Source organism: Clostridium zhoujianii (assembly GCF_051590805.1).
Classification (GTDB): domain Bacteria; phylum Bacillota; class Clostridia; order Clostridiales; family Clostridiaceae; genus Clostridium.
The window spans coordinates 845,722-865,247 of the sequence record NZ_JBPUTF010000001.1; the positions used below are offsets into that span (position 1 = coordinate 845,722).

General features: G+C 29.8%; 21 protein-coding genes, 1 riboswitch and 1 other annotated feature (1 of these 23 running past the window's edge). Of the genes, 16 read left to right on the forward strand and 5 right to left on the reverse strand.

The window, feature by feature from the left end; translation table 11 throughout:
* Positions 1–246: 246 nt before the first annotated feature.
* Entirely contained in the window at positions 247–2,001 is a 1,755-nt protein-coding gene (locus tag ACSYT2_RS03870) for a phosphoenolpyruvate carboxykinase (RefSeq protein WP_430855862.1), read from the forward strand.
* Between the two features lie 64 nt (positions 2,002–2,065).
* Here the strand turns inward: ACSYT2_RS03870 and ACSYT2_RS03875 are convergent, their stop codons facing one another.
* The 3 genes from ACSYT2_RS03875 to ACSYT2_RS03885 form a co-directional block, all read right to left on the reverse strand.
* On the reverse strand, positions 2,066–2,752 hold the full coding sequence (locus tag ACSYT2_RS03875) for a putative ABC transporter permease (protein WP_430855863.1): 687 nt from the start codon (positions 2,750–2,752) through the stop codon (positions 2,066–2,068).
* Between the two features lie 155 nt (positions 2,753–2,907).
* The gene (locus ACSYT2_RS03880) at positions 2,908–3,114 is read right to left on the reverse strand and encodes a DUF378 domain-containing protein (protein WP_430855864.1); all 207 of its coding nucleotides are present in this window, start codon (positions 3,112–3,114) and stop codon (positions 2,908–2,910) included.
* Between the two features lie 101 nt (positions 3,115–3,215).
* Positions 3,216–3,683: an Lrp/AsnC ligand binding domain-containing protein gene (locus tag ACSYT2_RS03885; protein ID WP_430855865.1), complete on the reverse strand. Its 468-nt coding sequence runs from the start codon at positions 3,681–3,683 to the stop codon at positions 3,216–3,218.
* 248 nt (positions 3,684–3,931) lie between these two features.
* On the opposite strand from ACSYT2_RS03885, the gene ACSYT2_RS03890 reads away from it, so the two are divergent.
* Positions 3,932–4,264 carry a hypothetical protein gene (locus ACSYT2_RS03890; protein ID WP_430855866.1) on the forward strand — a complete coding sequence of 111 codons (333 nt, stop codon included), beginning with the start codon at positions 3,932–3,934 and terminating at the stop codon, positions 4,262–4,264.
* A 43-nt stretch (positions 4,265–4,307) separates the two neighbouring features.
* Here the strand turns inward: ACSYT2_RS03890 and ACSYT2_RS03895 are convergent, their stop codons facing one another.
* Positions 4,308–5,288, reverse strand: coding sequence for a CehA/McbA family metallohydrolase (locus tag ACSYT2_RS03895; protein ID WP_438383606.1), 981 nt, complete (start codon positions 5,286–5,288; stop codon positions 4,308–4,310).
* Positions 5,289–5,480: 192 nt separating this feature from the next.
* Here ACSYT2_RS03895 and ACSYT2_RS03900 point away from each other — a divergent pair, with 192 nt between their 5' ends.
* From ACSYT2_RS03900 to dapA, 7 genes are all read left to right on the forward strand, one after another.
* Positions 5,481–6,314 carry a CvfB family protein gene (locus ACSYT2_RS03900; protein ID WP_430855868.1) on the forward strand — a complete coding sequence of 278 codons (834 nt, stop codon included), beginning with the start codon at positions 5,481–5,483 and terminating at the stop codon, positions 6,312–6,314.
* Between the two features lie 144 nt (positions 6,315–6,458).
* A complete protein-coding gene (locus tag ACSYT2_RS03905) occupies positions 6,459–7,151 on the forward strand; it encodes a TrmB family transcriptional regulator (RefSeq protein WP_430855869.1) in 693 nt (230 codons plus the stop codon).
* A 5-nt stretch (positions 7,152–7,156) separates the two neighbouring features.
* On the forward strand, positions 7,157–8,395 hold the full coding sequence (locus ACSYT2_RS03910; protein ID WP_438383609.1) for a diaminopimelate decarboxylase: 1,239 nt from the start codon (positions 7,157–7,159) through the stop codon (positions 8,393–8,395).
* Between the two features lie 32 nt (positions 8,396–8,427).
* Positions 8,428–8,550, forward strand: coding sequence for a hypothetical protein (locus tag ACSYT2_RS03915; RefSeq protein ID WP_438383611.1), 123 nt, complete (start codon positions 8,428–8,430; stop codon positions 8,548–8,550).
* Between the two features lie 427 nt (positions 8,551–8,977).
* Positions 8,978–9,847 carry a Cof-type HAD-IIB family hydrolase gene (locus tag ACSYT2_RS03920; RefSeq protein WP_438383613.1) on the forward strand — a complete coding sequence of 290 codons (870 nt, stop codon included), beginning with the start codon at positions 8,978–8,980 and terminating at the stop codon, positions 9,845–9,847.
* Between the two features lie 52 nt (positions 9,848–9,899).
* Positions 9,900–10,412, forward strand: a complete 513-nt coding sequence (locus ACSYT2_RS03925; protein ID WP_430855873.1) for a DUF1648 domain-containing protein — start codon at positions 9,900–9,902, stop codon at positions 10,410–10,412.
* Positions 10,413–10,469: 57 nt separating this feature from the next.
* Positions 10,470–10,635: riboswitch (Lysine riboswitch) on the forward strand.
* A gap of 123 nt (positions 10,636–10,758) precedes the next feature.
* Positions 10,759–11,625 (forward strand): 4-hydroxy-tetrahydrodipicolinate synthase, encoded by an 867-nt coding sequence (gene dapA, locus ACSYT2_RS03930; protein ID WP_430855874.1) that lies wholly within the window; start codon positions 10,759–10,761, stop codon positions 11,623–11,625.
* Between the two features lie 69 nt (positions 11,626–11,694).
* Here dapA and ACSYT2_RS03935 read toward each other — a convergent pair whose 3' ends face one another.
* Positions 11,695–12,705, reverse strand: a complete 1,011-nt coding sequence (locus ACSYT2_RS03935; RefSeq protein ID WP_438383614.1) for an acyltransferase — start codon at positions 12,703–12,705, stop codon at positions 11,695–11,697.
* Positions 12,706–12,850: 145 nt separating this feature from the next.
* Between ACSYT2_RS03935 and ACSYT2_RS03940 the strand changes: the two genes are divergently transcribed.
* From ACSYT2_RS03940 to ACSYT2_RS03970, 7 genes are all read left to right on the forward strand, one after another.
* Positions 12,851–13,342 carry a VanZ family protein gene (locus tag ACSYT2_RS03940; protein WP_430855876.1) on the forward strand — a complete coding sequence of 164 codons (492 nt, stop codon included), beginning with the start codon at positions 12,851–12,853 and terminating at the stop codon, positions 13,340–13,342.
* Positions 13,343–13,565: 223 nt separating this feature from the next.
* Positions 13,566–14,741: a methionine adenosyltransferase gene (gene metK, locus ACSYT2_RS03945; protein WP_430855877.1), complete on the forward strand. Its 1,176-nt coding sequence runs from the start codon at positions 13,566–13,568 to the stop codon at positions 14,739–14,741.
* 26 nt (positions 14,742–14,767) lie between these two features.
* Entirely contained in the window at positions 14,768–16,012 is a 1,245-nt protein-coding gene (locus tag ACSYT2_RS03950) for a radical SAM protein (protein ID WP_438383617.1), read from the forward strand.
* Between the two features lie 13 nt (positions 16,013–16,025).
* Positions 16,026–16,490 (forward strand): hypothetical protein, encoded by a 465-nt coding sequence (locus ACSYT2_RS03955; protein ID WP_438383618.1) that lies wholly within the window; start codon positions 16,026–16,028, stop codon positions 16,488–16,490.
* Positions 16,491–16,509: 19 nt separating this feature from the next.
* A complete protein-coding gene (locus ACSYT2_RS03960; RefSeq protein WP_438383620.1) occupies positions 16,510–17,505 on the forward strand; it encodes an ABC transporter substrate-binding protein in 996 nt (331 codons plus the stop codon).
* Positions 17,506–17,518: 13 nt separating this feature from the next.
* The gene (locus tag ACSYT2_RS03965; protein WP_438383622.1) at positions 17,519–18,322 is read left to right on the forward strand and encodes an ABC transporter permease; all 804 of its coding nucleotides are present in this window, start codon (positions 17,519–17,521) and stop codon (positions 18,320–18,322) included.
* 11 nt (positions 18,323–18,333) lie between these two features.
* Positions 18,334–19,116, forward strand: coding sequence for an ABC transporter ATP-binding protein (locus ACSYT2_RS03970; RefSeq protein WP_430855882.1), 783 nt, complete (start codon positions 18,334–18,336; stop codon positions 19,114–19,116).
* A 197-nt stretch (positions 19,117–19,313) separates the two neighbouring features.
* Positions 19,314–19,526, forward strand: a binding site (T-box leader); it runs 23 nt beyond the window's last position.

The following is a 19,526-nucleotide window of genomic DNA, read 5'->3' on the forward strand; positions in this document are numbered from 1 at the left end:
AGTAGCTGTCTATTTGTATAATTATATTGGTAAGAACTTTTTTTTGACATTTTTTAAATCTTGCAAATTAATTAGAAGACTTTCAATGGCAACCTTTACAATGACAAATATGAAGAAAAAACACTGAAAAATGAAAAATTGAATATTTGAAAATTGCAATTATTGTGGTATAATTTTATCAATACGGTGATTTGATGATGAAAATGCAATTTTATCAAGTTCTAAATTTCATAAGGGGGCAAAAAAATGAGAAAAGAATTTTCAATGAGTAATGACAAAATAATAATAAATTTTACTGCTAAATACTGTAAGACTTTTGAAGCTTTATTAGAGAGTGAAGGTTTCAGAAGAATTATCGATGTATATTTAAAGAAGGCACAAAAGAAAAATACTTTATCTTTTAGATTGTTAGAAAAATCACTAGAAACAGATGACATATCAATTTTAAGAAAAGATTTAGCAAAAATATTTAAATATCTGACAGTTATGAGTGCAAGAGAGATAATTGAAAGTAACCCTAGATATGAATCTATATTATCAGATAAAGATGAATTTATAGCGTTAGTAGAAGATTTATACTTATTCTGGAGAAGATTAGAAAGATATACTTTAATTCATAGTGGAACAGTAGAACAAGGATTGGCTGCAATGAGCTTTACAGAAGCTAATGCTGAATTCTCTAAATTAGTATTAAAGTTATATAGAAAGATAGAAAAAAATGTTATGGGAGTTGCACCAAAGGTATTTAGACAAATACCAGCAGGTGGAAATTCATGCATTATGATTAATAAGCTTATATGGCCTATTCCAAAGGGATATGAAATACTAGAAGATATTCCATTTATTGATTCTATTCTCTTAGAAACACCATTTATAACTTATCCTAAAAGAAGTACAAGGGATGGGATATTCTCAGAGGTTAAGGAAAATCCATTAAAGTTCGCTAATATTAATAAGGATCACTGGTTCTGTTATCCAGCTAAGATAGGTGAATCTTTAGCATATATTTACTTCCATAGAGATTATATGGAACATGGTATTACTTTGTGTAACTTGTTTGAAATGGCAAGAAAAGAAGAGTGTAGAGGTAGAAAACCAGATATTGTATATGTATTCGGAGCTACTGATGAAGGTGAAGATTTACAAACAGTATTCTATGATGATGAAAAGAATGGTATTATGCTAGGATATGTAAATCACTCAGATAAGATTGATTATTTTGGCTATATGAAGAAGATGTCATTAACTCTTCACAATTTAATTACTATAAAGAAAGGATATTTACCAATACATGGCGCAATGGTAAATATTGTCCTTAAAAACGGAAATACAGCTAATGTTGTAATTATGGGAGATAGTGGAGCCGGTAAATCAGAAAGTATAGAAGCTTTTAGATCTTTAAGTGAAGACTATATTTCAAATATGACAATTCTATTTGATGATATGGGAACATTTAAGATAGTAGACGGAAAGATAATAGGTATCGGTACCGAAATAGGTGCATTTGTAAGACTTGATGATTTAGATCAAGGTTATGCATTTAAGGAAATGGATAGAAGTATATTTATGAATCCAGATAAGACTAATGCAAGACTTGTTATGCCAATAACACCTTACAAAGAGGTAGTTAAGGGATATAATGTAGATTTATTCTTATATGCAAACAACTATACTAAGGTTGAAGAAGGTGGATGTTCATTAGAATACTTCAATACTCCAGAAGAGGCAATTAAGGTATTTAGAGCAGGAGCTAGAATGGCAAAGGGTACAACTACAGAAAAGGGGCTAGTTGAGTCATATTTTGCTAATCCATTTGGACCAGCACAAAAGGAAGCTGAAACGGATGTATTAATAGAAAAGTACTTTGATGTAATGTTTAATGAAGCTGGTGTTAAGGTTGGTCAAATTAAGACATGTCTAGGTGTTAGCGGTCAAGAAAAGAACGGACCTAGAAATGCTGCATTAGAACTATTTGATGAAATTAAGAAGCTTAGTGAATAAAATAGTAGGAAAAAAGGATTAAATCTATAGTTGTAGATTTAATCCTTTTTCTATTAATAATATTCTATATTTTATTTCGCCAATTGATAAGTTTTTCTTTTAATTCTAGTAGTTTATCTTCAATATTCTTAGAAAGATGTCTATCTTTTGATGATTGAAGTAAGTTACTATATTTATTACTAAGAATCCCTGCATCTAACTGGATATTGAAAGTAAGCTTCTTAAAATCAATAAGAGAAGCTATTGTTGAAGATAAATCTAATATAATAGAGATAATTAATATATAAAATATAAATAAGCCTAACCTTGGGGGTAATAAATCTACTAAATACACTATTATAGGATGAATGATTCTAACAACAGCAACAGATACTAATCCCCACATTAATGAAAAATGTAAACATATTCTACCATGAATATTAAAAGGATCCTCACTATAATCCCAATATTTTCTTTTGAACAATTTTTCTAGTAAGAAACCTGTAAAATATTCAATAAATGATGTTAAAATAGTAGCAAATAATAATAATACCATAAGGTTATTTCTAAAATAATCTAAAGTAATAACGATAGATAAAATACAAGTTCCATAAATAGGGCAAAGCGGGCCATGTAAAAAACCTCTGTTTACAAACTTTTTTTGATTTTTGTATGCATATGCAACTTCAACACACCAACCAAGAAAAGAATACATAATAAAATATAATACTAAGTTATAGAAACTAAAATTAATAATACTAAGATTATGCATATTATCCTCCTTTCTTCATTACGTACTTATATTATAGAATGTTAATCTTAAAATTATATTAAATAGAAGCTTAAAAGTTTCTTAAATTTACTTAAACTTTATTAAAAGAAGGTAAAACAATTAAGCCCAGCAAAGGAATTGCTGGACTAGGTTAATTATTCTACACTTTTGTACTGGCTTTTGGCAAAGAAAGAAATCGCATATAATCCTGCTACTCCAACAAGACCGTACACTATTCTGCTAAAGGCTGTCATCTCGCCAAAAAGAGCAGCAACTAAATCAAATTCAAAAAAACCAATAAGACCCCAGTTAACTGCTCCAATAACTACTAAAACAAGAGCAATAGTATCTAGTATTTTCATAAAAACACACTCCTTTTTTGTTACGATTTATATTCTTTCCTAAAAGTGTTTTTTTATACTAAGATAATAAAATTTAACTAAAGGTCTATACAAGATTTAGATTATAACGAGATATTTCTATCTATTGGTTGAGATAATGAGATAAATGTATCTGTTCTTTGTATTCCAGATATATTATTAATTTTATGAAGTAGGATATTTTGTAAGTCTGCAATATTTTTAGAAATAACCTTAGCAAACATTGAATAATTCCCAGTAGTTAAGTGAAGTTCAACAACCTCATTAATTGTCTTCATTTCTTCGATTACAGAGTTGAATGAAGAGGTTTTATCTACATAAACACCAACAAAGCAGCATACATCATAACCAAGCTTCGAAAGATCTAAAAGTATTCTGGATCCTTGTATAATTCCTAAGTCCTCCATCTTTTTCATACGAACATGAATAGTTCCACCACTTACGTGACATATTCTTGCTATTTCTAAATAAGGAGTTCTACAATCTTTAATAAGTAAATCTAATATTTGAAGGTCTAACTCATCTAATTGAAGAGTTGGATTAACTGCCATTTTACCACCCCGTTAAAATTCTTTTATTTCCTTTTATATTCTATCAAAAATACAAGCAATTTCAAAGCAGAAAATAAAGAAATGTAAATATTATTGATTATTTTTGATACTTTATCAAAATAATATCCAATTTAAAGAAAAATAGGGAATAATGATAATTTTAGATATGTTATATAATTTTACTTGAAAAAGTATTCATTTTAATCTAATATTATAGTTATAGTCAGTTGTTAGGAGGATAAGACATTATGTTAGTTAAAATTTTAAGTATGGTATTATATTTTGCTATCATGTTTGGAGTACTAATTGGAGGGATTTTACTTTTAAAGAAGTATGTTTTTACAAAAGTTCGTATAAATAAGTACATACCATTAGCAGTGGCAGTTATTCTATTCATAATACAGTTTGTTTTAAAAGAAAATCTACCTTTCTGGGGTGGAACTGCAATTACAATAGGTGCAGTACTTTCGTTCTTTTGGTTTTGGGATATACAACAAACTGGTGGTCCTAAGGCTACTAATGAAAAGAAAATTGTTATTAAGCCTAAGGCAAAGCCAAATAGAGTTAAGAATGATAAATAAGCTTTAAATAAAACAGCACTAGATAATCTAGTGCTGTTTTACTTTATATTATAAAAATAGGAGAACTGATAGAAATTCTATTTCCATCTTGATATATTCTAATTAAAAACCAATTCTCATTCTCATTTCTTTCATGCTCATATAGATATTTAATGGAGTTAAGATTTATATCGGATATTTTCTTAACTACAACTCCTTTATTTGTAACAATTTCTATATGATTTATCCTAATTTTAATATCTTCTGCATAAACCATAAAACGTAGCTTGTTATCCTCAGTAGAAATTTCTTGTCCCATGAATTTATCGTTTATAGTAAAGTACATTCTAAGGGTCCTAGATTCTGTTGAATAAGTACGTCTTTCCCTAAATGCCTCAATTAAATTTTCTTTATCTAGGTTGTAACCTAAAAATGCAGTTAGATTTTCACTATCACCAAAGTTCATTCTATGATTATCCTGGCTATTAATTGCTCCAAGCTTCCATCCCATATCAAGTAGGGAATAGTAGTATTTATCATGCCTTATATATTTATGAGGAAAAGATCCATTACCAACTTCAACAGAGGTGATTACTTTATTTAAAACTGGATTATACTTAAGATCAAGTACATTTTTGTGTGGATGATTTAATGTAACTATTGCATCAGGGTTATTTAACATCCATAAAATAAGAAGATTTAATTCTTTAAGGACTCCAGTAAAGAAAGTATTAGAATTAATTATATTAAAGTCCCCATATGGAGATGTTCTTGTTTCAAACCCTATAATAGGAAGAAAATTATCATTTTTCTTTTTAAACTTATCTATAAAGTAGTGTATTGCACTCCATCTAGTAATTTGTTTATTATTTACATATATTTCTTTTGATAAGAATGAATTGTGATCTGTTATAGCTAAGAAGTCCAAGCCATTATTTTTACTATATTCAAAAGCGTCATAAGGAGTACCACGCCCAGTGGAAAAGGCTGTATGGGCATGTGGAATTCCGTAATAGTAAGCTAGTTCTTTTGTTTTCTTTCCCAATTTATTACCTCGAAAATATTGTTCACTATATATATATATGTTTTAATTGGATTTCTACCTCAATAATTATTGATAATGTAATTCATATAGAGTTAAAGTAATGACAAGATTCAATAGTAATGATAAAATAAATAGGAACATAAGAAGAAAAATTTAGGATACAAGTAATTGAAAAAGGCAGGAGATTAGTGAATGATATTTATTGGTGAATACAATGATTTAAAAGTAGATAGAGCTGTGGAATTTGGTTTTTATTTAACAGATGGAGAAGGGAATGATATACTGCTACCAAAAGCTTTACTTAATGGTAAGGAAGTTAAGGTAGGAGATGAAATTGAAGTTTTTGCATATAGAGATTCAAAGGATAGACCTATAGCAACCTTACATAAACCCTTAATAACAGTTGGAGAGGTAGCTTACTTAGAAGTTGTTGGTCAAAGTTCTTTTGGAGCTTTTGCTAACATGGGGCTTGATAGAGATATCTTTATACCTATAAAAGAGCAAAAGTTTAAGCTATTAACAGGTAAGAGTTATTTACTATATGCTTATGTGGATAAGACAGGTAGAATAGCAGCTACAACATATGTTGATAACTATATCCAGATTGGAGAAGGATATAAGGTAGAAGACGAAGTTGAAGTTATTACTTATGGTAAAGGTGGGGAAAAGACTATAAGAGTTGCTATAGATGGGAAGTATCAAGCAATTATTTTAGGGAACGAACACTTTAAAGATATTTATCCAGGTGATAAATTTACAGCTAGAGTTAAAAAGATATATGAAGATGGTGTAATAGGTGTAACTAACAGAAAGAAGAGACTAGATGAAAGAGAAATATTAAAGGAACAAATCCTTGAGTATTTAGAGAAGAATGGAGGAGTTATGTCACTTAATGATAAAACTGCTCCAGAAGTTATAAAAGAAACTTTCCATACATCAAAGAACTACTTTAAAATGGCCCTTGGTGGATTAATGAAAGAAGGAAAGATTGAACAAAATAGTGAAGGTACAAAATTAAAGAAGTAATATATTTTCTGATAAAAAGGTATCAGTAGACTTATTAATTAAGTTTATTGGTGCCTTTTATTTTTTTATAATAATTATTGACAAAAATTAGAATAAAATATATAGTATTCCTATAAAGGAATACTATATAAGAAGGTGAATAAAGTGGATTTGGTAGAAATGCTAATTAACTTTGGATTGACAAGACAAGAAGCAAATATATATATGCTTTTATTTGCAGAAGGAGAGTTAAATGGATATGAGGTTTCTAAAAGGACAGGGATATCTAGATCAAATACATATAATGCTTTAGCAGGGCTAGTTGAAAAAGGTGCAGCCTATGTAATAGAAGGTAATGCAGTTATGTATACCCCTGTTAGTATAGAAGAATTCTGTGATAATAAAATTAGATTTATGGAGAAAATCAAGTCGGACTTAATAAGCAGCATACCAAAAAGAAGAGTAGAAAGTGATGCTTATATAACAATAAAAAGTGAAAAACATATTATAGACAAGGTTAAAAATATGCTAATTGAAGCTAGGGAAAGAGTATATATTTCTTTAGCAAGGGAAAGAGTAGAAGAACTTTTACCAGAGTTAGAGGTACTTAGGGAAAGGGAAATTAAAATTGTTATTATAACAAATCCTACTTTTAATTTTAAAGGAGCTAAGATATATCACTCAGATAAGTCTCCAGAGCAAGTAAGATTAATTGTAGACTCTAAGAAGGTTTTAACAGGAGAAATACAGGACAAGCAGAATTCTACTTGTTTATATTCTACAAATAATAATTTAGTAAAAGTATTTAAAGAAGCTCTTAGGAACGAAATAAAAATAATTGAAATAGAGAAAGGATGATGAGAATGAAAAAAACATTTGTAACAAAGGACCAATTAGATCAAATAATAAAGGAATATCCTACACCATTTCATATTTACGATGAAAAGGGAATAAGAGAAAATGCACGTAAATTAAATCAAGCATTTTCTTGGAATAAAGGATTTAAAGAATACTTTGCTGTAAAGGCAACACCTAATCCACATATACTTAAAATTCTTAAGGAAGAAGGATGTGGTATGGATTGTTCTTCTTTGACTGAGTTAATGATGAGTGAAAGATGTGGATTTGAAGGAGATGAGATAATGTTTTCATCTAATGATACTCCAGCAAATGAGTTTAAATATGCTAGAAAGATTAATGCAACAATTAATCTTGATGATATAAGCCATATTGATTTTCTTGAGGAAGTAGCAGGTATCCCTGAAATTATATCTTGTAGATATAATCCAGGAGGAACATTCTCTTTAGGAACAACAATTATGGACAATCCAGGTGATGCTAAATATGGACTTACAAGACCTCAAATGACTGAAGCTTTCCTAAAGCTTAAGGCCCTTGGTGTTAAGGAGTTTGGAATACATTCATTTTTAGCTAGTAACACTGTAACAAATGAATATTATCCAGAACTTGCAAAAATACTTTTTAAATTAGCAGTAGAATTAAAGGAGGAAACAGGGGTACATATAGGATTTATAAATCTTTCTGGTGGAGTTGGAATACCATATACCCCTGACAAGGAACCTAATGATATATTAGAAATAGGTGAAGGGGTAAGAAAAGCTTATGAAGAAATATTAGTACCAGCGGGAATGGGGGATGTAGCCTTGTATACAGAGCTTGGTCGTTATATGCTTGGGCCTTATGGACATTTAGTTAGTACAGTATTACATGAAAAGAATACCCACAAGAATTATATAGGATTAGATGCCTCAGCTGTTAACCTTATGAGACCAGCTATGTATGGAGCATACCATCATATAACTGTTATGGGAAAGGAAAATGAGCCTTGTGATTATATGTACGATGTAACTGGTTCATTATGTGAAAATAATGATAAATTTGCAATAGATCGTAAATTACCTAAGATTTCTATTGGGGATGTTGTAGTAATTCATGATACTGGAGCTCATGGATTTGCTATGGGTTATAATTATAATGGTAAATTAAAATCTGCTGAGCTTTTATTAGAAGAGGATGGAGCTGTAAGACAAATAAGAAGGGCAGAAACACCGGAAGATTACTTTGCAACATTAGAATTTTAAGTATGTAATTTAGGTTGTATAGAGGTGAATAAATGCTTAATAATATTGGTACTAGAACTATCGAGACAGATAGATTGATTTTAAGGAATTTTGATTATAAAGATGTAGATGATATGTTAAAGTATTGGGCAAATTGCATTTTTCCTTGTAGATAACCAAAATCACTTTGCAGAAATAGAGTTTTGTATAGGTAGGGATTTTCAGAGAAGATAATTTTTCTTCTAAGAGGGTAATTAAAAATGCAATTTTATATATTAAGGAACTTATAGAGATTACTTTTATTTGGATGGAAAATATATTAGTAGAGTATACTATTCCCTATTAAAAGATGAATATAAATCCTAATAGATATCTATAAGCATATTAAAATTCAAAATAGAATAATATATAAATTAAAAGTAAGGACTATCATATTAATTGTAAGACTACCTATATGAAAGTAAGTAGACCCCCAATATATGGGGGTCTTTTTTATATGTAATATTAGGTCTATACATAGTATTTATTTTGTATATAGTTTCTTTTATATTATGTAAATTGGTGTATAATATTGGTAGATAGAAAGAGATGGAGGATTAGTAAATGGAAGAAATAGATTACAAGCTTATAGTGACAGATATGGATGGTACACTATTAAATAATGATAAGAAGATTTCAGAAAGGAATATTGAAGCAATAAGAAAAGTTAGAGAAAAGGGAATAAGATTTGCTTTTGTTTCAGGGCGAGAATATGTTTTTTTAGAGAAAATTGCTAGAGAATATGAAATTGATGTTGATGCAATAGGTCTTAATGGTACAGAGATAAGAAATGATAAGGGAGAAATAATCTGGAAGAGGCTTTTAGATAGAAATGCAGTTAAAGAAATCCTTAAAGTACTAGAAGATGAGGACATGCTATTTAAGATTTATTGTGAAAATGAGATATTAGGAACTGTGCCAAAAAGAATTGATGAAATCATTACTAAACTTCTTATGCTTAAAATTAAAAAGGATGATATAACGGAAGAGTTAAAGAATGAAGAATATCAAAGATTATTTGGCAGAGGCTTAACAGTTACAGATATTTCTAACTATATTGATGAATATGATTATAATGTAGAGAAGATTGAAGTGTTAGATGCAGATAGAGATCTTCTAAATAAAATAAGTGAAAAGATAAGTAATATTACAGATGTATTTATAACATCATCCTACGAACGAAATATTGAAATTTTACATAAGGAAGTTAATAAGGGTAGTGCTATTAAAAAGTTTGGAGAGTACTTGGGTATAGATTCTTCACAAATTATGGCATTTGGAGATAATACTAATGATATAGAGATGATTGAGGTAGCAGGTCTTGGTATTGCAATGGAAAATGCATTAGATCATGTTAAGAAAAAGGCAGATTATATTACATTAAGCAATGAAAATGATGGTGTGGCATATGCTATTAATAAGTTTATAAAGTAGTTATTCTAAATAAGAGATAGTAAAATATAATAGGATATTTAGGAGATGTATTATGAGTAATAATTATAGTGCGGATAATAATTCTAAATTCAAAATAAAATACAGTAAGAAAGAAAGGATTTCTATTTTTATAGCTACTTTAGGAATAGTATTTATGATAGTATATATCCTTTATACATGGAATAAGATACCGGATAGAATACCAACACATTTTGGAGGTAGTGGAAATCCAGATTCATGGGGAGGAAAGATTTCACTAGTAGTATTTCCCATAATATCTTTCCTTTCATACTCTTTGCTAGTGGGATTAAGTTTTATTCCGGAAGCATATAATTACTCAGTTAAAATAACAAAAGATAATATGGAGTATCAATATCACAATGCAAGGGAATTGATACTATATCTAAATGTAGAAATAGTATTATGTTTTGGGTATATTAATTGGAGAATGATAAAAGTTGCTTTAGGTGAAGCAACAGGATTAGGAATAATTTTTCTCCCTATATTCCTAGTACTATTATTTGGGACAACAGGTTATAAGATTTGGAAAAGTATGAAGAAATAAGGTAATATTAATTGACAAAGTATAGCATTAGAGTTATTATTTAATTAATTGAATAACAATCAGGGTAGAGGCGCTGGATATAAAGAGTATCTTATTGGAGTGGGCACATGAAGATGATAAGTGAAAGGTATACTAGCCGAAGGATATAAATCTGCAAGGTTTTATCCTGGGTATGTAAAGAATATTTGCATAACTGTCACGAAAGTGGAGGGCTACAAGGATTTATAAAATTTCTGTATGTATATAGCTTTTTAAGTGAAATCTACCCATCATAGTCTATCTATGGTGGGTATTATTATGCAATAAAAAGCTAAGCCCTTACCTAAAAAATGGAGGTAAGATAAAAATGAGTATTAAAGGTTTATGGGTGCCATTAGTGACACCATTCAAGGATGAAGAATTGGATATGATTTCCTACAAGAGATTAGTTGACCACTATATAGGTGAAGGAGTTCATGGATTAATGCCCCTTGGAACTACAGGGGAAACACCAACACTAACTGACTTAGAGTATGAAGAAGTCATAGCAAAGTCTATGGAATTTGTTAATGGAAGAGTACCTGTCATAATAGGTCTTGGAGGCAATAATACTAAGGCTGTACAAGAAAAATTAAAACTTGCTGAAAAGTATAAGGTTCAAGGTATTTTATCTGTAAGTCCTTATTATAATAGACCAGATCAAAGAGGGATTTATGAGCATTTCAATAGAATTTCTGATAGCACTGATTTAGATATTCTATTATATAACATTCCTTATAGAACAGGAAGAAATATGGATAATGACACTATTCTAAGATTAGCAGAAAAGAAGAATATAATTGGTATCAAGGATGCATGTGGAGATTTTGATCAGACTATTGAATTATTATTAAATAAGCCTGAGAACTTTAGTGTTATGTCAGGTGAGGATACTCTGCTTTATAGTTCATTATTATTAGGTGGAGATGGGGGTGTAACTGCATCTTCTCATATAAGAACTAAGGATTTCTTAAAGGTTTATAATGATATTCAAAATAACGATGCTAAGTCTGCACTAGAAACATGGAAGGAATTAAGCAGGATTATTCCATTAATGTTTAAGGAGCCAAATCCAACTCCTATTAAGTATATGTTAGAGAAGATTGGTCTAATTGATTCTCAGGAGGTTAGATTACCTTTATTGAATATAACTGATGAATTAAAGAAAGAGTTAGATTCTAAAATAGCCTTATAGTAAAGAAAAAAGATGTGTAATGTAAAGTACACATCTTTTTTATTAGATAAGATTAAACTAAATATAATATTAGGATATAAACTTTCTAATAGGCTTTATTTTATACAGGAAAATCATAATCACCAGTGGAACCAGAAAAGCGACAACTGTACCTATAAAGATATTGAGAATAATTATACCTGTATCAATAATCTTAACAACTGTAACTATTATAAGTGGATGGTATAAATATATTCCTAGAGTATATTTTGAAATACGTGATAATATACTGTTTTTTCCTTCAAAAGAATTAGCAAATAGATATATCATTATTGTTGTTATTTGTGCATTTGGTACTAGACCTAAATGAAAGAAAAACCATAAGTCATTTCCTATATTAAGTAAGTAAATACTCCATATAGTTGATACTAATTCAACTATTAAAGCTATAGCAAAAAATAGCCATCTTTTATTTTTTATTTTAAAATCTTTCAATACATATCCAAGAGTAAATAGTCCAGAAAATTCAATCCACCAGAATATCCAAATATTAATTCCTGTAATATTCTTAATTATTTCCATAATCAAGCCTAGTACACAGAGTCCTATTGAGATAGTTAGAGATTTTTTTAGGGACTTTCCTTGAAGTAGTTTATAAAATAGTGGTGACAATAAATATAGTATTAGTAGCATGTAGATATACCATAAATGAATGCACAAAGGATTAGATTTAAATCCGGTAAAGATATCTTTTATATAATTAAGAAATGTGGCCTCTTCAATTCCTATCATATAGAATGGAAAATATATTATTACAGCAGCTAATAGTGGCAATATTAGCCTAGGTACTCTTTTTTTATAAAATTCTTTTAAGCTGTAATCCTTAACTGAGGCTAATAGATATCGCCCACTTAACATTACAAAAATAGGAACTCCTATGCGAGTAATTATTGATATAAAAGTTACAATTTCTGATGAGTTGATTAGGTCAGTTCCAGTTAAGAGCTTCATTACATTATTTGCATTAACATGAAGTAAAACCACAAGGAATATTGCAAAAGTTCTTAGAGAATTCATCTCATGATTAATTTTTCCTTTCATTATTATAACCTCCCTTTATTTTCTTATATACTTTACATACGAAGATATAGAGTATTATCTGTCACTTATTAAAATTAATATTTCTGAAATTTATTTATCTTTACAATAGTATATAATAATTATAGGAATGGGGAGGGATTAAGATATGTGGAAGAAAGTCGGAGTAATAATACTATTATTATTTGCTATGGGATTTATATTTTATAATTCAAGTAAAACTGGATATGATTCAAATAAGGTTAGTTCAGGAATTTTGAATAAAGCAGAGAGTAAAGTACCAATAAAGAAAGAAGTAAAAAGTGGAATTAAAGATAAATTGAATATAACTATTAGTGAAGAGGTTATTATAAGAAAACTAGCACATATGTTTGAATTTTTTCTCTTAGCAATTTTAGTAGCCTTAACTCTTATTGCTTTTGGAATGAATGGAAAAAGTGCAATTATATATGTACTTTTTATAGTCCTAATGTATGCAGTACTTGATGAATTTCATCAAATTTACGTACCTGGAAGAACATCAAGTGTAAGAGATGTACTAATAGATTTTACAGGTGGTTTTTTGGGTACTATATGCTTTTATTGTATATATCTTATTTTACCAAGACTTAGGCGGAGTACTAATAATAAATCTTGTTAGGGGTGGTTAGTATAAGATTACAAAATATCACTTTAGTAAATTACTTTTATAATAAATTAAAATATTAAAAATTGTGCATTAATTCAAGATGCACAATTTTTTTTTATTTAAAAACAAATTAGAAAAAAATGTTGACAAAGTAAAATAAAGGGAATAGTATATAAAACATACTAAACATATAGAATAAGTATGTTTTTAAATTAAAGACAGGGGGAGATTTATTATGAGAAAACTTTTCACTTCAGAATCCGTAACAGAAGGGCATCCGGATAAAGTCTGCGATCAAATTTCCGATGCTATATTAGATGAAATCTTAAAACAAGATACAGAGGGAAGAGTTGCCTGCGAAACTATAGCTACAACAGGTCAAATTCTTGTCTTTGGGGAGATATCAACTAAAGGATATATTGATATACAAAAGGTTGTAAGAGATACATTAAAAGACATTGGATATACAAGTGGTGAGGATGGATTTGATTATAAGACATGCTCAGTTTTAAGTGCAATAGATGAACAATCAAGTGATATAGCATTAGGGGTAGATAAATCAAAAGAGGTAAGAAATGGTGAGAAGGATGGACTTTCAATTATAGGTGCTGGTGACCAGGGAATGATGTTTGGATTTGCAACTAATGAAACTGAAGAGTTTTTACCACTTCCTATCTCTCTTGCTCAGAGGTTGGCTAAAAGATTAGCAGAAGTAAGAAAAGGAAATATAATACCATATTTAAGACCTGATGGTAAGACACAGGTTACTATAGAATATGAAGATGGTAAGCCAGTTCACGTTGATACAGTTGTAATATCATCACAGCATAGCCCAGAAATAGATTTAGAAGAAATTCAGAATGATTTAGTAGAAAATGTTGTGAAGTTTGTGATACCAAGTAATTTATTAGATGAAAGAACTAGGTATTTTATAAATCCAACTGGACGTTTTGTAATCGGTGGTCCACAAGGAGATTCGGGGTTAACAGGACGAAAAATAATTGTAGATACCTATGGGGGATATGCAAGACATGGTGGTGGAGCCTTTTCAGGTAAAGATGCAACAAAAGTTGATAGATCAGGAGCCTATATAGCAAGATGGATTGCTAAGAATCTTGTTGCAGCAGGAGTTTCAGATAAGTTAGAGATACAGATTTCATATGCAATAGGAGTTGCCAAGCCTGTTTCAATTACAGTTGATAGCTTTGGAACAGGTAAGATTAGTGATGAGAAAATAGTAGAAATTATAACAAAGGAATTTGATTTAAGGCCAGCTGCAATCATAGAAACATTAGATTTAAAAAAGCCTATTTATAAGCAAACTGCGGCTTATGGTCATTTTGGAAGAAATGATCTTGATTTACCTTGGGAAAGGTTAAATAGAATTGAGGATATAAAGAAGTATTTATAATAGTAAAAATATAAAGAGGTGAGGTTATGGTAGGGATAGAAAAGGATTGGAGAGAAAAAGAAGCCAGCTTGAAGGAAGTTATAAAAAAGTATAGTGATGTATCATCATTTGTAATAATTAAGGCAGATGTCCAAAGAAGAGGGGTTATTTATACAAAGAAAGCACTAGATAAAGTGGATACTTCAAAACATCAAGTTGTATATAGAGGATTTGCAACTGAAAAAGATGATAATACTACACCAATGTCACTATTATTAAGAGATGGAACTTCAATTTTAAGTGGACCATTAATAGGAAAGAGAGATCCATATACTGTAGATGTGGTTGATGGAAAAATAGTATTAGTTGATGATGGCGAAGTAATTGAAGAAGTTGAGTATTGGGAGAAGCCTGATTACTATGACAAACTTACAAGTAGTGGTAAACCAATGTGGCAAATAGTTGCTGCAAGACCTCAAAGGTTAGATATTAATCCTAATCAATATTGTCATTTTTGGGATAAGCCAGGGCATGGGTGTAAGTTTTGTGCTATACAAGCAACTTATAGTAAGAATAAGAATGATAAACCGAAGAGGTTAGATATAAATGACATAGCTGAAACAGTAAAGGAAGCATTAAAAGAGAAAGGAAGATATACAAGTATTTTCTTAACTGGTGGTTCAATATTGAGTGGTAATGAATTACTTGATGATGAAGTAGATTTATATATTTCAATATTAAAGGAGATAGGAAAGAATTTTAAGGTTGATAAATTTCCAAGTCAGTTAATAGGAACAGCTTTTAATGAAAAACAAATAAAAAGATTATACGATAATACAGGACTTACTTCCTATACAGCGGATATAGAAGTATTAGATGAAAATATATTTAATTGGGTTTGCCCAGGTAAAGCTGAAATGATAGGTTATAAGGAATGGAAAGAAAGACTGTATAAAGCTGTAGAAATATTTGGAGTTGGTAATGTTAATACAGGGATAGTATCAGGGATTGAACTAGCTAAACCTTATGGATATAAATCTGAGGAGGAGGCTTTAGAAGCAATGCTAAAGGAAGCAGAGGATTTAGCTAAACATAGTGTTAGTGTCGTTAGTTGTGTTTGGAATGTAATACCAGGATCAATATTCTTTGATCAAAAATCACCTTCCTTGGAGTATTATATAAAGCTTTCAGTAGGACTAGATAAATTACGTAGAAAATATGGACTAAATATTGATATGGACAATTACAGAAGATGTGGAAATCATCCAGATACAGATTTATCTAGGATATAAAGGAGGACTAATTATGGCAGTTAATTTAGAAAAAGATATTATAGATTTATTAAATGATAGGAATACTATCAAGGCCATAGCAAGCACTGATAGAAATGGAAATCCAAATTTAGTTTTTAGAGAATTTTTTACTGTTAATGAAGAAGGGAGAATTGTATATTTTGAGTTAATAGAAGGCTCTAGAACAAACAGAAATTTAGTGGCAAGCATATGGTTTGAAAAAGAAGTAGCTATTAATGTTAAAGGGAAAGGGAATACAAGCTATCAGATAAAAGGAATACCTGTAAGGGCCATAATAGCTGGTAAAGAATTTCAAGAAAAATATATAGAATTTCAAAAAATATCAAAAGACTATGACTTATCAACTATATGGATTATAAGACCAGAAGAGGTAATAGAGGAAAGTTTTCATAAAAGAAGGGATGAGGAAGAGAAGTCACATCCCTTATTAAGGCACTTAGATAGGCTTACAGTTTAGAAGACATGGAGGGGGATTTATGAATAAGAAAACAATATTAGTAGTTTTGGGGATAAGTATTTTAGGTGGCTTAATATCAGGGTGTGCAGAAAAAAATGTTAAAAAAGCTGATAATTATGATAAGAATAAAGCAACTGTAATTAGAATTGGATATCAGCCAGGACATGGTCAACCTATTGTTTCAGATGAGTTAGGGTTCTTTAAGGATGAATTTGAGAAGGATGATGTAAAAGTTGAACTTAAGCAATTTGCAGCAGGTCCAGCTATCATAGAAGCATTTGCAGCAGGTGAGTTAGATTTTGGCTTTGTCGGAGATCAACCAGCAGTTCAAGGAAGAGCAAATAATATTGATTTAAAAGCAGTTGCATCTTACAGTGCATCTGAATCTGGAAATGGATTGATTGCAACAAATGAATCTGGGATAAAATCTATTGAAGATTTGAAGGGGAAAAAAATTGGCTATACAGTTGGAAGTGTTGGTCATCAATTATTATTCAAATATTTAGAGAAAGCTGGAATTAGCAAGGAGGAGGTAGAATTATTAAACCTTTCACCAGCAGATATTTATTCATCAATAATATCTAAGAAAATTGATGGAGCTGTAACCTGGGAACCATATTTAGGCATGGTACAAAAAGAAGGTACAGCTAAATTAATAGCTGCTGGAACCGGATATAAATATAACGTTAATGTCATTGTGGGAAAAGAAGAATTTTTAAAGAATAATCCTGAATTATCATCACGCTTATTAAAAGTATTTAATAAGGCAGTTAAATGGTCTAGTGATAATAGGGAAGAAACCCTTAATTTAATAGAAAAGAGGTCAGGTATAAAAAAGGAGGTTATGAGAGCTGGTTTTGAGAAATTTGATCAAAGTTTAATATTAGATAAGAAAAAAATTGATTCAATATCAGACACTATAGAATACTTAAAGAAAAACAATACAATTAGAGAAGAAGTTAAAATTGAAGATTTAATAGATACTAGTTATTTAAAGGAGGCAGGTATTCAGTAGGGGGAGGTCAAATATGTTAAAGAAAAGTAGAAGGCTTAATGTTAATAATGTAAAAAGTGTAAGTCATAATTTAATACTAGTATCCTTTATTCCAATAATATTAGTTATAATTTGGGAAGTACTGGGTTCTAAAGGTATAATTAATAGGTCTATTATGCCAGCGCCATCAAGAATTTACAAAACATTTGAGGAAATGATATTCAATGGTGAGCTTAAAAGGCACCTACTTATAAGTACAATAAGAGTGGTTGAAGGCTTTGGAATAGGTTCAATAGCAGGTATTCTAATTGGAGTTTTAATGGGGCTATTTAATAATATAGATAAGTCATTAACTTTTTTAGTAGGAGTATTAAGACCCATTCCAATAATAGCATGGATACCAATTTTTATTTTATGGATGGGTATTGATAATGGATCAAAGATTGCAGTTATTGCACTAGGAAGTTTTTGGCCAGTACTGATTAATACTATACATGGTATAAAAAGTGCTGATAATAAGCTTCTAGAAGTAGCTACTATATTAGAGAAAAGTAAGTTTCAAATATTAGCAAAGGTCATCTTCCCTTGTGCATTACCATCAATTTTCACAGGAATAAGACTTGGTATAGGATCTGCTTGGATGAGTGTTGTAGCTGCAGAAATGATTGCAGCTGCAACAGGAATTGGATACTTGATAATGTATGCTAGAGAATTATCACAACCTGATGTAATGCTTGTTGGAGTTGTTTCAATTGGGATTATAGGATTATTAATAGATTATTTAATAAGAAAATTACAAAATAAAGTTTTGAAATGGAATTTAGCAAAAAAACTCTAGGAGGTTATATCATGATTAATCCTAAGAATGCTTTAAGAATAAGCAAGCTAAGTAAAAAATTTAGTATTCAAAATGAGGAAATAAATGTATTGTCTGATATTAACCTAGAAGTTAAAGAAGGCGAATTTATTAGTATAGTGGGGGCTAGTGGTTGTGGTAAAAGTACATTATTAAAGATAATTATTGGATTGGAAGAAGCTACCTTGGGAGATGTTATTATTGGGGAGAAGGTTGTTAAAAAGCCAACTATAGAGTGCGGTATGATTTTTCAGGAGTCTAGGCTGTTTCCATGGCTAACCATAGAGGATAATATAAGATTTGGGATATCTAAAAAAATAAATGAAGAAGGAAAGAAAAGGTTGATAGAAGATCATATTGACTTAGTAGGCTTAAAAAAATTTGAGAAAGCACTACCTAATCAATTATCTGGAGGAATGCAACAACGTGTAAGTATTGCAAGAGCTTTAGTAAATAGACCTAAAATATTATTGTTAGATGAACCCTTCGGGGCTTTAGATGCATTAACACGTATTAACATGCAGAATGAAATTTTAAGAATATGGAAAGCTGAAAAGTCTACAATGATTTTAGTTACTCACGACATAGATGAAGCAATATACTTAGGTGATAGGGTTATTGTAATGACAGATAGACCAGGTAAAATTAAAAAGATAATTAATGTAGATCTACCAAGATCAAGGGATAGAACAAGCGACGAATTTTCTAAAATACGTAAAGAAATATATTATGAATTCTTTGAGAATAGTGAGATACCCCTTGAGTACAATATTTAATTGAAGTTTGGAATATATCTATTATATATAAGAACAATCATAAGTATAAAATAAGTTGTAAATAATAAAAATAAATGTAAAAAATAAGCAATAGCTAGTAAAAGGACAATATATAAAGATATTTAAATATAATTGCTTTAAATAACAATATAATGAATTAGCCAATAATGTTAGATATGAATATAATAACATCATAGCTAAAGTCTTTGATAAGAGAGAGTAAATAATAGAGTTTAGTTCCAGAGAGCTTGGGGTGGTGAGATCCGAGTACTGTAGATATTATTGAATGGGTCTTTGAGACGACACTTGGAATTATAGTACAGGTGTACGGAGAGTCTACCGTTAAAAGGACAGGATATCGATTAATTTCTGTATCTGATAAATAGTATGTAACATAGGTGGCATAGCGA

Excerpts from the sequence above, each read along its gene's own strand:
- ACSYT2_RS03870 (WP_430855862.1), top strand. The coding sequence starts at position 247 with ATGAGAAAAGAATTTTCAATGAGTAATGACAAAATAATAATAAATTTT.
- ACSYT2_RS03875 (WP_430855863.1), bottom strand. The coding sequence starts at position 2,752 with ATGCATAATCTTAGTATTATTAATTTTAGTTTCTATAACTTAGTATTA.
- ACSYT2_RS03880 (WP_430855864.1), bottom strand. The coding sequence starts at position 3,114 with ATGAAAATACTAGATACTATTGCTCTTGTTTTAGTAGTTATTGGAGCA.
- ACSYT2_RS03885 (WP_430855865.1), bottom strand. The coding sequence starts at position 3,683 with ATGGCAGTTAATCCAACTCTTCAATTAGATGAGTTAGACCTTCAAATA.
- ACSYT2_RS03890 (WP_430855866.1), top strand. The coding sequence starts at position 3,932 with ATGTTAGTTAAAATTTTAAGTATGGTATTATATTTTGCTATCATGTTT.
- ACSYT2_RS03900 (WP_430855868.1), top strand. The coding sequence starts at position 5,481 with ATGATATTTATTGGTGAATACAATGATTTAAAAGTAGATAGAGCTGTG.
- ACSYT2_RS03910 (WP_438383609.1), top strand. The coding sequence starts at position 7,157 with ATGAAAAAAACATTTGTAACAAAGGACCAATTAGATCAAATAATAAAG.
- ACSYT2_RS03915 (WP_438383611.1), top strand. The coding sequence starts at position 8,428 with ATGCTTAATAATATTGGTACTAGAACTATCGAGACAGATAGATTGATT.
- ACSYT2_RS03920 (WP_438383613.1), top strand. The coding sequence starts at position 8,978 with ATGGAAGAAATAGATTACAAGCTTATAGTGACAGATATGGATGGTACA.
- ACSYT2_RS03925 (WP_430855873.1), top strand. The coding sequence starts at position 9,900 with ATGAGTAATAATTATAGTGCGGATAATAATTCTAAATTCAAAATAAAA.
- dapA (WP_430855874.1), top strand. The coding sequence starts at position 10,759 with ATGAGTATTAAAGGTTTATGGGTGCCATTAGTGACACCATTCAAGGAT.
- ACSYT2_RS03935 (WP_438383614.1), bottom strand. The coding sequence starts at position 12,705 with ATGAAAGGAAAAATTAATCATGAGATGAATTCTCTAAGAACTTTTGCA.
- ACSYT2_RS03940 (WP_430855876.1), top strand. The coding sequence starts at position 12,851 with ATGTGGAAGAAAGTCGGAGTAATAATACTATTATTATTTGCTATGGGA.
- metK (WP_430855877.1), top strand. The coding sequence starts at position 13,566 with ATGAGAAAACTTTTCACTTCAGAATCCGTAACAGAAGGGCATCCGGAT.
- ACSYT2_RS03950 (WP_438383617.1), top strand. The coding sequence starts at position 14,768 with ATGGTAGGGATAGAAAAGGATTGGAGAGAAAAAGAAGCCAGCTTGAAG.
- ACSYT2_RS03955 (WP_438383618.1), top strand. The coding sequence starts at position 16,026 with ATGGCAGTTAATTTAGAAAAAGATATTATAGATTTATTAAATGATAGG.
- ACSYT2_RS03960 (WP_438383620.1), top strand. The coding sequence starts at position 16,510 with ATGAATAAGAAAACAATATTAGTAGTTTTGGGGATAAGTATTTTAGGT.
- ACSYT2_RS03965 (WP_438383622.1), top strand. The coding sequence starts at position 17,519 with ATGTTAAAGAAAAGTAGAAGGCTTAATGTTAATAATGTAAAAAGTGTA.
- ACSYT2_RS03970 (WP_430855882.1), top strand. The coding sequence starts at position 18,334 with ATGATTAATCCTAAGAATGCTTTAAGAATAAGCAAGCTAAGTAAAAAA.